The following is a 13,920-nucleotide window of genomic DNA, read 5'->3' as shown; positions in this document are numbered from 1 at the left end:
GGTTCTTTAATCAATCGAACATCTCGTCAATCATACCGCGATAGCGATCGGTCACGACGGCTCGGCGAATCTTCAAGGTCTGCGTCAACAGTCCATTTTGGATCGAAAAGGGTTCTGACAGTAAGCGGAACGGACCGATTCGATCGTCTGCTCGGTAGCCGGGACGGTTTTTCACTTCTCGGTTCAGCTCTTGCCGAAACAGGTCTTGGACTGGTTTATCTTCTAAGCCAATGATTTGAGCACCAACGGGAGCGGGGTTGGGGTCATCAGGAAGCTGGATGTAAAGATTCTGACTGGCGGCCCACTGTTGCACCATTTCCAGGTTCGGCACAATCAGCGCTCCCAGTACTTTCTGATCTTGACCGACCAGCATGATCTGATCGACGTAGGGGCTGCGTAAACAGGCATCTTCGATCGGCTGGGGTTCAATGTTTTCGCCGTTCGTCAGCACAATCGTATCTTTGGCCCGACCCGTAATCACCAGATCGTCCTGGTTCGATACCCAGCCCAAATCGCCAGTATCAAACCAGCCTTCTGGACTAATTGCTTTTTTCGTGGCTTCCGGATTTTTGTAGTAGCCCAGCATCACCTGATCGCCTCGAATCATCACCAAACCCTGCTTTTCGGGTGGTAGGGGCCTGCGGGTTTCTAGATCAACAATCTGGGTTTCGGTATTGCGCAGGGGTTGTCCATCTGCACCGCGAATGTTGCGCCAGGGACGACGAACATGGGTAATCGGTGAGGTCTCGGTCAAACCATAGCCACCCAAAATAGTGATGCCTACGACTTCAAAGAAATCTTCTAGATGTTCGGCAATCGAACCACCGCCGCTAACCAAAAATTTAACTGCGCCACCCACGCCGGCTCGAATCTTCTGGTAAACCAACCGATCGCCGACCCAATGTAGCGGAGCTAACACCAGCGACTCCAAGGCAGCCACAACTCGTTCTGCTAGAGATGGATGCAGATTATCTAGGCTCAGCCCCTGAATAATGCGTCGGGCTTTGATGTAGCGGTCGCTCTGAGTTAGAAAGAAGTGGGCCAACCGCTGTTTGCTGGCAGGCTGTTCGCGGAGCTGTTTTTGAATGCCGTCATAAATCGATTCCCAGAGGCGCGGCACGCCTACCATATAGTGAGGCTTAAAGTCTTTAATATCTTTTTTGACAAAGCGGATGTTGGTATAAGCCTGAGTGCAGCCAAAGGCCAGCACAAAATATTCGAAGGTGCGCTCGTAGCAGTGCCAGATCGGCAAAATACTGAGAACCCGCTCTCCGGGCTGGGGTTGGGCTACTTCATAGGCACCCAGAATTTGCGAGATCAGGTTATGGTGGCTTAGCATTACCCCCTTGGGCTGACCCGACGTACCGGACGTATACATCAGGGTTGCCAAACTGTCGCGGCTGGGGCGCACGGGCTGAAGTGTGTGATTGGCTCCCAGATCGATCAATTGGCTAAAGTTGAAGGTCGTGATTTCGCCTAGATCCGGGGGCGTCTCATCGGTGAGCAAAATCACAAACCGAATTGGCAGCGGCGGCAAATACTCGCGCACTTTGTTCAGAGTCTCTAGGTCTTGAATCACCAAACCAATACTGTCACTGTGCTCCAGGATGAACTGCAACTCTTCTCGATCAGCCTGAGAGCCGCGCACGGCGTTGATCGCACCAATGGTCATAATTCCCTGATCGGCAATTAGCCAACGAGGGCTGTTGTCCGAAAACTGGGCGATATGCTCTCCTGGCTGGACTCCCAGCGCCTGTAACCCCGCAGCAAACTGGCGAATAGTTTCGTAGAGCTGGGCAAATGTGATCTTTACCGCTGGCTGACTGTGGGGGTCGTATAGGGCCACCAAATTAGCCACCTCCGGACGCTGGGCCACGATTCCCCAAATTTCTGGTAGGGCTTGAATCTGGCTATAGGTTCTGCTGTCGGGTCGAGTTGTGCCAGAAGCCTGATCGCGTGTGAGATTCATAGGATATGTCCTGAATGCTTTGTTTGAAATGACTGAATGATAAAGCTTGAAATGATAACCGCTGATCGTTAAATCAAAGTTCCTCTAGTTACTGTTCGTCCAGTAACCGTTTGTCCAGTAACCGTTTGTCTAGCAATCGTTTCTCCAGTCAAACGTCCGGTGCGGTATGAAGAATACAGGCGATGAAGGCAAGTGACAATGGCTGCTGCCCAAGGCTCCTGATTGAGCTACTACTGCAAAATTAACATCGAAGCGCCCCAAAAGCATAAATTCTCTTTATTTTTAGCCTTGCCTGTCGATGCTTAAAATATCAGTGGTTAGAGACAGAAAATGATCTGTCCTGCCTGAGTCTGGTTTGATTTGCTTGGTTTCAACTGTGTTTTTACAAAGCAGCTTTTGTAAAGATTATGGTTGTAGCTTTGTAATGTTCATGAAGTCATGTTTGTAAGGGAGACCATCATGCCCAGAGCTGTTTGGAATGGAGCCGTATTGGCTGAAAGTGACCGCTGTGAAGTCGTGGAGGGCAACTATTATTTTCCACCCGATACAATTCACGCTGAGTATTTCAAATCTAGCGATACGCACACCACCTGTCCTTGGAAAGGGATTGCCAGCTACTACACGATTGAGGTAGACGGCCAGGTAAATCAAGACGCGGCTTGGTACTATCCCCAGACCAAAGATGCAGCTAAAAACATTGAAGGCTATGTAGCTTTCTGGCGCGGCGTCAAGGTAGAAGCGTGAATATCTCTTAATCAGGAGACAGAATCCAGAATCCTGACTCCAGAATCCAGAATCCTGACTCCTGGATTCTGACAGCAGGCACCAACGCATGAGTTTGCTAGCCTAGAAGCGGGCATACTAAACCGGCAACAGGCGCTCACGGCTTGTTTTGGCGGAGAAGTGCTAGGATGTGAGACTGGTCAGGCTGATCCCTCCTTGCGCTTCACTCGCAACAGGTCGTTAGTTTGATAAAATGCTGCTGATTTTTCCTGTGAGGGACATGCAAGTAAGTCATCCGCCCACTCAGTCTGTGTCTATTTTGCTCGATACCCTTCCCGATCCAAAAGTGTCAGAAGGCGTCTGTCCGCGCCGCACTCGTCAGCAAATCGATTTTTTATTGCTGGCCATCGAAGCGCTGGAGTTGGGCGGTTCCGAAGCATTTCTCGCAGATGTCAAAGAATTAGGGCTGCAAGATATTGTTGATAATCGGGTTACACTCTGGCGGATTCGAGCCACCAATTCCCTGCGGCGTAATAATCAGCGGCGTCCGCTCAGTTTTAAAGAAGCTAAGGCGCTGGTCGTGATCATTTGTCATCGGGCCAGACGGCTGACGGTGCTGATTCGTCAATTGCTAATGGTTTACGACCAGTTACTGGAAAAGCAGCTTTCTCCTGACCATCACCTGCGGCTATCGAATTACTTGGAGCGGTTCCGTGCTCACTTTCGGGCCAGAATGAATCCCAAACGAGCCGGTGTGATTGCCTACAGCAGTGATGAAAAATTGAACAAGTTAGCGTTAGAACTGCTGAGTCAGCTCTTGTTTTGTACTGGCACAGCGGGTGTGCAGCGGCTCTGGAGCAGTTTGTTTGATGGAGAAGTGGAATGACGATACAGCGCCAGTACAGCTTGCCAAACTGCAAGCTGGTTTTGCAGGGGTTGAGCAGTGAGACGGCTACGACCACAAGCGGACGCCCGCTGCTGTCGATGGTGACGAACGTGGAATGTCATTTGGCTGGGCAAAAAGCTCCCCTGACCGGAGGCCGAGCGTTTTTAGACAGCTTGGTGCTATCGGTGAGTGACTATGCCCAAGGCTATTTGAGCGGCATTCGCCACCTGATCCACCGCGATCGCCGCCAACAGACCGGATTGGTGCAAATTGAGCAGGTAGGCGATAATCTGCACCGTCTCACCGTGCAGCCAGAAGCAGAGCCAGCGGAGGTTCAAGCAATCGATCTAACCACTGTGCAGTTCTTTGACTTGGTAGAAGCGATCGACCAGATGGTTGCCGATGCCCAAACCTTACCTGACCTTGCTCCCAAGTTAGAGCCGCTGTCTAGACGCTATGTTGTTTCACAGGAACCAATTGCCAAACGAGCTGCTCCGGCAGCCATTGGGGTAACTGGCTTGGCGGCTGCCGCGGCCCTGCTGTTCATGCTGCCTGTGCCTGAAGCTCGTCGTCCCCAATCCATCTCAGAAGAGGCTTCGACAGAGCAATCGTCTCCTACGGCCTCTCCGGCCGGTGAGGCAACAACTTCGCCTCCAGCGAGTCCTCCACCGGAGTCACCCACTCCAGAAGCCAGTCCGGAAGCCACTGGCTCACCTGCTCCAGCCTCGACAGCGGCGGTTCAAGGTACGGGTTTGAGTTTGGACAATGCTCCCGAAATTACCGATCCAGCTGAGTTGGATCGCCTTACTGTTCAGCTCTATGACCGGTTAGATCTGGACTGGAAGAAAAACCCGACCTTTGATGGAGAACTAGTTTACCGAGTCGGTGTCAACCAAAGCGGTGAAATTGTTGGCTACAAGTTTGCTAACGATGCCGCATTGACCTACCTATCCGATGTTCCCTTGGCGGATGTTCAGTTCGGCTCAACGGCTCCTCCTAGTGACGGCAGCCCTACAGATGCAAGTCCAGATGCAGCAGAAACTGCTCCTAAGCAGCCAATCGCCCAGTTTCGCGTCGTGTTCAAATCGGATGGCGTTTTAGAGGTTAGCCCCTGGGACGGTCAACCGACAGACCCCGAAGCGGAAGCCTCGCCTACGCCATCACCTTAAAGCCTTGTCGCTTAAACCCTGAAAGAGCGACAAACCGGACTCAAACTTTTGTTTTGAGGCGAGATGATTAGGCACAAGAGTAGCCCTGAGGGCCAGCCCAGTTGCTGCTAGTGATTTGACCAAAGGTGATGGGTTCGTCTTCGGCAGCATAGGTAGTTTGACCGCTAGCATCCACTGCATAAAGCGGCCAGTCCTCATCGCCCATATTGCCAGCCCGAAACAGCACGCGACTGGGGTAGGTTTGGCTCCAGCCCAAGAGCACTGCATTACTGTATTGGATTTGAGTCGGGGCCAGCGTATAGGTGCGGTTGGAGTGCCGCTCCCAAATCACGGCGAAATCTGAAGCCAAGCTGCTGCCAAACATAGACTCAAACTCGCGGGCCAGCAGACGTTCGCCCCGCTCCGACCAGGCTACAGGTATGAGCATGGCAATGGTTCCCGGTTGATTTAAAACAGCATCGGCAACAAAGGGATTATCTGCAAATGGAGCCGCCGGAGTAATGGTTTGCAGCTCTCCCGTCTGTAAATCTTCGACAAAGAGAATACTGGCAATCCGGTTCTGAGTAAAGCTGTTTGAAAGTTGAAGTTGAATGCGGCTGTAGGCGGCATAGTCCCCATTGGGAGAAATCAACGATTGGCTGCGGTAATAGCGAAATACTGGAGTGGAGGAAGCCACCGTTTCAGCCATCATTGCTGTCACCCAATTCCAAGGAACGGGATAGGGGCTATTTAGTGGATCGAAGGGATGGGAATGGGACGATGACGTCATAGGCGGTTGGCAAGAGAGGGCTAGCGAGGCGTAAAAAAGCGTAAACAAAACTGACCGCAAACCAGCAGCCGGACGGACAAGAACTCTATAAAAAAGAATTAAGTTGAAGAAAAACCTAATTTTTAGCCTAATCGGGAAGTAGCAAACGCTTAATGGCTAGCAATTAATGGCTAGCAATAGGCTATAGGGCTACACCGCTACGGCCACCGGACATGTACTAAAACCATTGGCTATAGCCTGTAGCAATTGCATGACTAGCTGCCACAAGACCCAGCAATCCTGGTTTCAGCAATCACCCAACACACCATCCAATCGATGATTTCGCCCAGAATCGAAAATTGCAGCAAGCAAGGAGTATGCTGTTGCAGACCCACCTGAGCGTACTTAAAAATTCATGAATTCGCTGCTATCTCTTGTATAGCAACTTGAACTGCTTTCAGCACACCCCCTCACGAAAGTTTTCATTCAGCCGAATTTTGTAATAAACGGGACTTGACAAATTTGCTTAATTCTTGTCAACTAGTAACCCGACTAGGGTTCACGAAGCAGGTTCAGAGTCCAGATTGATAGACTGATGGTGCGGCGAGTTGAGTAAGCATCCCCAAAACAGAATTGTGCCTAAGCAAAATTGTGCCTATTGTGCCTGAGGTAAGCATGACTAATTCCCCGACGACCCAAACTCCCGAACCGACCAAGCGGGCTGCTCCTGCACCTGTTGGCTTCAGTTGGGGACGGGCAATATTCACCCTGGTCTGGCGGTTGTTACTGCTGGGCGTGGGTGGCGGTTTAGCTGCCGCGGTTGGCATTGCGATTGCTCAACTGTATCCAGCCCAAATTCAAGAGCCGCCACTGGCCGAGAGGCTGTTGCGCAGTTCAGAATCGTTTGTAGGAAACTTGAAAGAGCTACCGCAAACTTGGCGCGGTCAATCCCCACAACCCAATTCGGAAGTAGCTCCGTCGGTTCCTGCCTCCCCATTACCTTCAGTCTCGCCAATGACGGATGCAGAACGGCAGCAGCTTCAGGCCGAGTTAACTCAGCTTCAGGCCGAACTACAAACCTTGACGAGCACCTCTAGCGAACCTCTAGCCGACCGGGTGCAGGAAATTCAAAAACGGATTCAGGCGATTCAGGAACGGCTCAGCAGTTTTACTACAGCTCCAACCAGCCAAACTTTTGTTGCCCCAGCCACGAGCAACACCGTCAACGGTGAGCAGCAATTGATGGTGACGTTACCCAGCGATGCGTTGTTTGCCAACACAGAAACCACGCTGGGTCCAGGGACAGAAGCAATTTTGAACAGCATTCTGACCGATTTGCAGCGCTATCCCAAGGCCGCGATTCAGGTCGGTGCCCATAGCGATAATCAGGGGTCGGCTGAGGCAGATCGGCAGCGAACACTAGAGCAAGCTAAAGCAGTTCAGCAATATCTATCTACCCAATTGGAGGATTACCATTGGGTAACAATCGGCTATGGCCACAATCGCCCTTTGGTGCCCGATGATTCGCCAGAAAACCGCCAGCGCAACCGTCGGATTGAAATCGTGATCAACCCCAATTAAGTCAATCAATTCAAACTGAATCGCCAAGCAAGAATGGGAAAACCGTCTGCCAGTTGCTGCTGATGAAACTGATTTTTTTTGGAACGCCTCAATTTGCGGTGCCTAGCCTAGAACGGCTCCTCGCGCATGAGTCCTTCGAGGTTTTGGCCGTAGTCACCCAGCCTGATAAACGCAGAGGCCGGGGCAATGAGCTGTCGGCATCCCCAATCAAGGCAGTTGCGGTTGCCCATCAGATTCCGGTTTGGCAGCCGCGTCGTGTCAAGAAGGATGCAGAAACGCTAGAGAGTTTGCGTCAGGCTGGGGCCGATGCATTCGTGGTCGTTGCCTATGGGCAAATTTTGTCCCAAGCGATTCTCGATATGCCCCGGTTGGGCTGTATCAACGGTCATGGCTCGATTTTGCCCAAATACCGCGGAGCTGCGCCGATTCAGTGGTGCCTTTATCACGGCGAAACCGAAACGGGGATCACAACCATGCAAATGGATGCCGGCATGGATACGGGACCAATGCTATTGAAGGCCACCACGCCTATCGGCCTGTTTGACAACGCGCTAGATTTGGCAAAAACGCTCTCGCAGCTAACGGCAGACCTGCTAGTAGAGACGCTGCTAGGACTAGAGGCCGGTACAATTCAGCCGATTCCGCAAGACGATGCCCAAGCCACCTATGCGCCCCTGATTCAGAAGCAGGACTATCAGCTCGATTGGACCAGATCTGCACTGGCGTTGCACAATCAAATTCGCGGCTTTTATCCTAACTGCGTTACAACGTTCAGAAGTGGTTCTCTGAAGCTAGTGGCAACCGCACCGCTGGGTGGAGTGGAACAAACCCTGCTACCGACCGAACTGCAAGCGGCTGAACCGGAATGGTCCACTTGGAGTAACATGGCCGTAAAGCCCGGAACCGTGATAGGTCTACTGAAAAATCAGGGTGCTGTGGTGCAAACCGGAGCAGGGCTGTTGCTGCTGCGGGAAGTGCAAATGGCTGGAAAACGGGCACAGGCCGGCTGGGATTTTGTTAACGGCACGCGGCTGCAGGTAGGAGAAATTTTGGGTGAACTGTGAGTTCAACTTATCCAAACTAATCTCAGCCAACTTCTAACTTAATTTAACAAAAACTAAAGAATTGTATTCGTCGCGGGATAGGCACCTAGTTCTATTTCTATACTGATCCCATTAATCTCTTCATTACACCCTGCAAAGGGAGGTGCCAGTATGGTTCATACCTATGAGGTGTTGGTAGACATTCGGGAATATCCAGATATGACCAGCAATGTCTTCCACAGCGAAACGAGCCGGTACGAGATCGATGCAGAATCCAAAGAGCTTGCCACCGGTATGGCACGCATGCAAGCTAGAAGCGAGCATCCCAAATGCACTGAGTATGATGTTCGTGTTACTCGGTTATTGAAATAAAACCCGCACCAACATCAAGTCTACAAAGCGTTACAAAGCTACCAAATCTACAACAAATCTACAAAGTTTATGGTTGGCTCCAGCAGTAACTGTGTTGGAGCTTTTTATTGGCTGAATCAAAATCCAACTGGTTCTTCTAGAAACTAAAGCTTTAGCCGATCCGAGCGAACTCACGCTTGAATAACTTGAATAATCTGAGTCGCCACCATTCAACTAATGCAATACAGCCTGATCTGAACGTGCCAACTTTTCCATAATTTTACGTATTCTCTAAGTTTTGATGTGTCTGTTGACAATTGTACCTAACCGAGTTTACTACAATAGCCTGGTGAAGCTAACCCTTGGTGCTGGCTAGCTCTACCCACTGGTCGAGAACTTGATTAGAATGGTCGGGGTATTAAATTTGTCAATTTGTTGTTGGAACTCATGTCAATTAGCAAAAAAGACAATACGCTTAAAGGCGCTCGTAATGTTGGAATTCTAAGCGGTAACAAGCGCATCAACGGTCTTGTCAGCCAAAAAGACAAAGTGGACTTCGTGAGGTTTAGCCTGTCTGGGGGCAGTGACTTCGGGCTAACACTGGGTCGGATCAGAGGCCGATCAAGTGCAAGAATTACCCTGCGGAATAGCCAAGGTTCTGTTTTACAGAGTTTCAAGAGTGGCCCCCAAGCCAGGACATTCAACGGGAAGCTGGCCGAGGGTACTTACTTTATTGGCATTCAACGCCTACGTGGAACCGTCAATTACAAGCTGACTGCCTCAGCCACAACCGCCGAATCTGGCGAACTCTTGAGCACGGCTCGCGATATTGGCGTTTTGACTGGAACCTATATCAATCAAGATCTTGTCGGTGGGACCAATACAGGAGATCTCTACAAGTTCACCCTGACCGATATTGCCAACCTCCAGGCTAGGGTCGATAGTTCTGTTGCAGGTACAAAAGTTGAACTGATTCGGGATGGGAATAACAACGGGCTAATCGACAACGGCGAAATTTTGGCCTCTGGCAGTGATTTCTCAGCGCCCTATCTGGCCAGCCTGACGGAAGACTTGCCGTCGGGCACCTACTTTGCGCGAGTTGCACCTCTTAGCAGCAGCACATCGACCCCCTATCAACTCAGTCTTGTTGCCACGCCGTTTGGGGGTAGTCCCTTACCAGAGCCAGGAAATACGTTGCCGGTTGCACGAGATCTAGGTTCCCTGTCTGGTACCGTCTCTGCCAAAGAATATGTTGGCAAACTAGATTCAACCGACCTCTATCGATTCACGTTGAACGACATTTCTAATCTTCAGATCAGTGTGAGTGGAACATCGGCCAATACGCAGATTCGGTTAATTCGAGATATTAACGGGAATGGTCTGATTGATAACGGCGAAGTTCTGGCCTCTGATACCAACTTCAGCTCTAATTTTCTATCTCGAGTTACTCAAGACCTGCCGGCAGGGGCCTACTTTGTCAGCGTAGAACCTAGAAGTGCCAGTAGTTCTACACTGTACACGCTGAATCTGGTGGCAACTCCGTTTGGGGGAACGTTGTCATCCGATCCAGGAAACACCTTGCCTACGGCTTTCGATTTGGGTGTATTTTCCGGAACCTTCTCCGCTAAAGAACATGTCGGGCTGCTGGACTCGGTTGATTTTTATCGATTCACCGTAGCCAACCCTGCCAATCTTCAGGTGAGAGTCACAGGCTCATCTGCAAACACGCGAATTCAACTGATTCGAGACACTAACAGCAATGGCCTGATCGACAATGGAGAAATTTTGGTGTCAGATACCAACTTTAACTCTACGTTCCTGTCCCAGATCACCAGAGATTTGCAGGCTGGTACTTACTTGATTGGAGTAAGTCCTAGAAGCAGCAGTGTTCCAACCAATTATTCGCTGAGCTTAACCGTTTAGGAAAATCTTGCTGGGAGGATGTTCCCTGCAAACATCCTCTCAAACAACTAATATCAAATCCGACTACATGCCCTTATTTAAATACTGAATCGTACAGGCGTTTTGCGATATCGTACAGGCGTTTTGCCAAAACGCCTCTACACGCCCTTATTTAAAGGCTGAATCGTACAGGCATTTTGCGATATCGTACAGGCGTTTTGCCAAAACGCCTCTTTGTGATGGATCGATCAGGATTTAAGCATTCAATCAACTAAAGAATTGAAGAACCGGCTTCAGCTTGCGGGTTCGCGTTCGTAAAAGCGGCAGGTCTGGCAGGGACCAGAAGGGTTGACGGCACAGCGGACGAGTTCAGAGTGGGCGTTAAACCGACAGGTGGCATCGCCAATCACCCAATGGCTATCCACCCAGCTCATTTCTTCGGGGCGTTTTGCGGATTGAACGTAGAGCGCTATTTTCTGCAAGCGATATTTTCCGGACTTAAATTGATAACGATGCCGCCGCTCTAGTACGGTGTAGGTTTTGCCTTCTAGGTCGAGGTAGGCTCCTGGTTGGGGATTCCAATCGAGGCGAATATTGCCGAGGGTTCGCTGCGGGTGATTCAGAATCACCTCTGTTGGTAATGAGTCTGGCTCCATAAGCAACTGTGTTGCGGCTTACATAATTATAAGGATGGTATCGCACTCGCTTCCGTTTCGTCAGATTGAGTCGAGTTGGCTAGAGCAAAATTTGCCTGAGTTATGGCTAGTTGACAGCTATTGCCTGTCGAGCTGTATCGGGAAAATCGGAAAAAACGCCATCTACACCAAGGGTATAGAACTGTTGGTACTCTGCGATGGGATCGCCGGCATAGGTCGTTGCTAAAAAAATAGCTTCGTTGCGAAATGTGTAGACATGCGTCTGTAAGCCGGCGGCGTGGGCATGGCTCACCAATGGCAAAATTTCACCGGTGAGGCGTTCGTTGCCATTCACTGTAGCTTCAGCTAACACAAAATTGCGTTTCCAAACCCCAATCGCGCTGGCATAGGAGGAAACGAACATGTCGAGCCTGTCCGGCATGAGCAGGTCTGCGTAGGTACGTGGGTCATGATTGACGACAAAATCATAAGGCTGCTGGGATTCTAGCCCAAACAACTGCACCAGCGGTAGCTGAATTCCGGCGACACGCATCAAGCTGGGCAGCGTATCTTTTAAGTTCGTTACCTCAAAGGATTGAATCCAAACGCGATCGGGTGCGGTGAAACGCTGAGCCACTAGCGTTGTAATCAACCGCTCTTCTACCGCCAAGCCAAGCTGGGCAAAATAGGTTGGATGCTTAGTTTCGGGGTAGATACCAATTTTGCATCCAGTGGTGGCTTCAACGTGCTGCACCAAGTCAATAATTTCCGATAAGGTTGGAATCTCGAACCGATCGTTATAGGACTGATCGCGATACGGATGCGGTTGCCTAGCCCGTAGCTGCTTGATTTCCGCCAGCGTGAAGTGATGACAGAAAAAGCCTTCCTGCTCAACACCATCGATTACTACCTGCGTTCTACGATCGGCAAAGTTAGTCAGCTCAGTCACATTTGTTGTGTGGAGAAGATTGGGTTCGTGACGGGCAATCAATACCCCATCCAGCGTCGCAACTAAATCGGGTTCAATGAAGTCTGTGCCTTGCTCGATGGCTAGTTGGTAGGCGGCTAGGGTGTGCTCAGGCAAATAACCGCTTGCGCCTCGATGGGCGATCACAGTCGGCGGTTGACCGGTTAGGGTGGGATAAGCGCGTAGGCTCATAAATCCTCAAAGATGCAACTGCGGTTCTACCCTTATAGCTCCCAAGCTGCATTCTGGAGAACCACGCGATACCCATCCGGATCTTCAAACGTTACTCCACACCGATCCCAATAGGGGTTATAGGATGCGACCGGCTCGTACCCACATGCTTTCATGTGGTCAACGATCTGCTGCCACTCCTGGCGATTGGGCAAATAAAACACAATCAGATGATCGGGCGTTGGTGCACGACCGACTGAATGTCCGCGATGATGGGTGAACTCGAAGTGATAAGGTCCCCCTGCCATCCCAACCATTACCCCATCAAAGCCTTCATGGTTTTCGAAGTGGTCAATAATCTGTAGCCCTAGTCCGTCTGTGTAGAACCGAACTACTTCGTTGAGCCGATCCGTTGGGCGGGCAACCCGCAGAGTTTTGCCTTGCAGCATCAGAGCCTCCGAGCATTTGTAGGGCAATAGTCTATGGCACTGGAAAATAGCACTAGAGAACCGTGAGTTGGTCAAGCGATTTTGCTGAACGGGTTACTCGATGCTTATCCACGCTGGTATCGCATTCCGGGTAGTTCCGAGACCAACCCCATTAGCTCTAGCCGAGTCAAAGCACTCAATACCGCACTGGTTGCTAGCCCAGCGTTTTGCACAATTAAATCTAGAGAAACTGGTTCTGCGGCAACCGCCTGTAAGACTTGTTGCAATTCAGGCTCTAGGTTGGCGGGTTCTGCCACAGGTGCAGGATGCGACCGGCCAGGACTGGATAAGAGCGAAAGCTGCTCTGTGGTCGGTTGTTGGAGTGTTGATTGCCCAAGGCGAGGCAGAGCATTTAGCATTTCTAGCAATTGGGATTCTCCCAAAATCAGCTGAGCACCTTGGCTGAGCATCTGCAAACAGCCTCTTGCCTTGGGGTTGTCTAAAGTGCCGGGTAGGACATAAACGTCTCGTCCGTATTCGTTGGCCAGTCTGGCCGTAATCAAAGAACCCGATTTTTGCGGTGCTTCGATCACCAGCGTAGCCTGACACAGGCCAGCAATGATGCGATTGCGGCGGGGAAAATGAACCCGATCGGGCTGAGTGCCAGCCGGATACTCGCTCACTAATAATCCTTGTTTGGCAATTTGTTTGCTGAGACCGCGATTGAAGTAGGGATAAACCACATCCACACCGGTTCCCAACACAGCAATCGTGCGTCCGCCGACCGCCAGACAACTTTGATGGGCTTCGGTGTCAATGCCTTCTGCCAGGCCAGACACGATCGTGAATCCGACCTGCGCCAAGGTGGAGCTTAAGCGACGAGTCCAGCGTCTGCCATAGTCAGTCGGGCTGCGGGTGCCGACAATGGCGACGGTGGGTGTCATACCCTGATTTTCTAGCCGCTCAACCTGACCCCGGTAGTAAAGCACAGATGGAGGATCGGGAATTTCAAACAGCCAGCGGGGGTAGTCTGGATCGGCAGGAGTCCAAAAGTGGGGATTGGCTTGTTCGTGCTGTTCTAGCAGCAGCTCTGGATCCAGCTTTTGTCGTTCTTTTAGAATCACTTCAACGGTCTGCCAGCCAATTCCCTCCACAGTTTCTAGATCGACAGCATCCGCTTCCCAGGCCACTGAAACACAGCCAAACTGTTCGTGCAGACGCTTGAGCAAAATGGTACCAACTCCTGGAATTTGCGACCATGCTAACCAGTATGCGCGTGCTGTCACTGAATGCTCCTTCTGCGTCTGTAAACCACGCTAATCACCGCTCAGAGCATCTTTTGGTCAG

Annotated in this window: 13 protein-coding genes; 7 read left to right on the top strand and 6 right to left on the bottom strand. The window is 50.9% G+C overall.

What is annotated here, in order from left to right; translation table 11 throughout:
• Positions 1 to 10: 10 nt before the first annotated feature.
• Positions 11 to 1,969, bottom strand: coding sequence for a long-chain fatty acid--CoA ligase (locus HJG54_RS03795; protein WP_316433457.1), 1,959 nt, complete (start codon positions 1,967 to 1,969; stop codon positions 11 to 13).
• Between the two features lie 459 nt (positions 1,970 to 2,428).
• On the opposite strand from HJG54_RS03795, the gene HJG54_RS03790 reads away from it, so the two are divergent.
• From HJG54_RS03790 to HJG54_RS03780, 3 genes are all read left to right on the top strand, one after another.
• Positions 2,429 to 2,713, top strand: coding sequence for a DUF427 domain-containing protein (locus HJG54_RS03790; RefSeq protein ID WP_316433456.1), 285 nt, complete (start codon positions 2,429 to 2,431; stop codon positions 2,711 to 2,713).
• Between the two features lie 259 nt (positions 2,714 to 2,972).
• The gene (locus tag HJG54_RS03785; protein ID WP_316433455.1) at positions 2,973 to 3,578 is read left to right on the top strand and encodes a DUF3038 domain-containing protein; all 606 of its coding nucleotides are present in this window, start codon (positions 2,973 to 2,975) and stop codon (positions 3,576 to 3,578) included.
• Positions 3,575 to 4,747 carry a DUF4335 domain-containing protein gene (locus HJG54_RS03780; RefSeq protein WP_316433454.1) on the top strand — a complete coding sequence of 391 codons (1,173 nt, stop codon included), beginning with the start codon at positions 3,575 to 3,577 and terminating at the stop codon, positions 4,745 to 4,747. Before HJG54_RS03785 ends, HJG54_RS03780 begins: the two co-directional genes overlap by 4 nt.
• A 67-nt stretch (positions 4,748 to 4,814) precedes the next feature.
• On the opposite strand, the gene HJG54_RS03775 is transcribed toward HJG54_RS03780, so the two are convergent.
• Positions 4,815 to 5,516, bottom strand: a complete 702-nt coding sequence (locus tag HJG54_RS03775; RefSeq protein ID WP_316433453.1) for a hypothetical protein — start codon at positions 5,514 to 5,516, stop codon at positions 4,815 to 4,817.
• 654 nt (positions 5,517 to 6,170) lie between these two features.
• Here HJG54_RS03775 and HJG54_RS03770 point away from each other — a divergent pair.
• The 4 genes from HJG54_RS03770 (at position 6,171) to HJG54_RS03755 (ending at position 10,393) form a co-directional block, all read left to right on the top strand.
• The gene (locus tag HJG54_RS03770; protein ID WP_316433452.1) at positions 6,171 to 7,076 is read left to right on the top strand and encodes an OmpA family protein; all 906 of its coding nucleotides are present in this window, start codon (positions 6,171 to 6,173) and stop codon (positions 7,074 to 7,076) included.
• Between the two features lie 62 nt (positions 7,077 to 7,138).
• The gene (gene fmt / locus HJG54_RS03765) at positions 7,139 to 8,140 is read left to right on the top strand and encodes a methionyl-tRNA formyltransferase (protein WP_316433451.1); all 1,002 of its coding nucleotides are present in this window, start codon (positions 7,139 to 7,141) and stop codon (positions 8,138 to 8,140) included.
• A 150-nt stretch (positions 8,141 to 8,290) separates the two neighbouring features.
• A complete protein-coding gene (locus HJG54_RS03760) occupies positions 8,291 to 8,491 on the top strand; it encodes a hypothetical protein (RefSeq protein ID WP_036001963.1) in 201 nt (66 codons plus the stop codon).
• Between the two features lie 426 nt (positions 8,492 to 8,917).
• Positions 8,918 to 10,393: a PPC domain-containing protein gene (locus HJG54_RS03755; RefSeq protein WP_316433450.1), complete on the top strand. Its 1,476-nt coding sequence runs from the start codon at positions 8,918 to 8,920 to the stop codon at positions 10,391 to 10,393.
• Positions 10,394 to 10,665: 272 nt separating this feature from the next.
• On the opposite strand, the gene HJG54_RS03750 is transcribed toward HJG54_RS03755, so the two are convergent.
• The 4 genes from HJG54_RS03750 to dprA form a co-directional block, all read right to left on the bottom strand.
• Positions 10,666 to 11,028, bottom strand: coding sequence for a DUF6464 family protein (locus HJG54_RS03750; protein WP_316433449.1), 363 nt, complete (start codon positions 11,026 to 11,028; stop codon positions 10,666 to 10,668).
• A gap of 106 nt (positions 11,029 to 11,134) precedes the next feature.
• Positions 11,135 to 12,166 (bottom strand): glycerophosphodiester phosphodiesterase family protein, encoded by a 1,032-nt coding sequence (locus HJG54_RS03745; RefSeq protein WP_316433448.1) that lies wholly within the window; start codon positions 12,164 to 12,166, stop codon positions 11,135 to 11,137.
• 32 nt (positions 12,167 to 12,198) lie between these two features.
• The gene (locus HJG54_RS03740; protein WP_316433446.1) at positions 12,199 to 12,594 is read right to left on the bottom strand and encodes a VOC family protein; all 396 of its coding nucleotides are present in this window, start codon (positions 12,592 to 12,594) and stop codon (positions 12,199 to 12,201) included.
• Positions 12,595 to 12,698: 104 nt separating this feature from the next.
• Positions 12,699 to 13,859: a DNA-processing protein DprA gene (dprA, locus tag HJG54_RS03735; RefSeq protein WP_316433444.1), complete on the bottom strand. Its 1,161-nt coding sequence runs from the start codon at positions 13,857 to 13,859 to the stop codon at positions 12,699 to 12,701.
• Between the last annotated feature and the right edge of the window lie 61 nt (positions 13,860 to 13,920).

The sequence above is a fragment of the Leptolyngbya sp. NK1-12 genome, assembly GCF_032598965.1.
In the GTDB taxonomy this organism is placed as follows: Bacteria; Cyanobacteriota; Cyanobacteriia; order Elainellales; family Elainellaceae; genus Elainella.
The sequence above is the reverse complement of the archived record's forward strand: the minus strand, read 5'-3'. Positions and strand labels throughout refer to the sequence as shown.

What these genes read in the sequence shown, in the direction of transcription:
- HJG54_RS03795 (WP_316433457.1), bottom strand. Translation starts at nt 1,969, where the DNA reads ATGAATCTCACACGCGATCAGGCTTCTGGCACAACTCGACCCGACAGC.
- HJG54_RS03775 (WP_316433453.1), bottom strand. Translation starts at nt 5,516, where the DNA reads ATGACGTCATCGTCCCATTCCCATCCCTTCGATCCACTAAATAGCCCC.
- HJG54_RS03750 (WP_316433449.1), bottom strand. Translation starts at nt 11,028, where the DNA reads ATGGAGCCAGACTCATTACCAACAGAGGTGATTCTGAATCACCCGCAG.
- HJG54_RS03745 (WP_316433448.1), bottom strand. Translation starts at nt 12,166, where the DNA reads ATGAGCCTACGCGCTTATCCCACCCTAACCGGTCAACCGCCGACTGTG.
- HJG54_RS03740 (WP_316433446.1), bottom strand. Translation starts at nt 12,594, where the DNA reads ATGCTGCAAGGCAAAACTCTGCGGGTTGCCCGCCCAACGGATCGGCTC.
- HJG54_RS03770 (WP_316433452.1), top strand. Translation starts at nt 6,171, where the DNA reads ATGACTAATTCCCCGACGACCCAAACTCCCGAACCGACCAAGCGGGCT.
- HJG54_RS03760 (WP_036001963.1), top strand. Translation starts at nt 8,291, where the DNA reads ATGGTTCATACCTATGAGGTGTTGGTAGACATTCGGGAATATCCAGAT.
- HJG54_RS03785 (WP_316433455.1), top strand. Translation starts at nt 2,973, where the DNA reads ATGCAAGTAAGTCATCCGCCCACTCAGTCTGTGTCTATTTTGCTCGAT.
- fmt (WP_316433451.1), top strand. Translation starts at nt 7,139, where the DNA reads ATGAAACTGATTTTTTTTGGAACGCCTCAATTTGCGGTGCCTAGCCTA.
- HJG54_RS03755 (WP_316433450.1), top strand. Translation starts at nt 8,918, where the DNA reads ATGTCAATTAGCAAAAAAGACAATACGCTTAAAGGCGCTCGTAATGTT.
- HJG54_RS03790 (WP_316433456.1), top strand. Translation starts at nt 2,429, where the DNA reads ATGCCCAGAGCTGTTTGGAATGGAGCCGTATTGGCTGAAAGTGACCGC.
- HJG54_RS03780 (WP_316433454.1), top strand. Translation starts at nt 3,575, where the DNA reads ATGACGATACAGCGCCAGTACAGCTTGCCAAACTGCAAGCTGGTTTTG.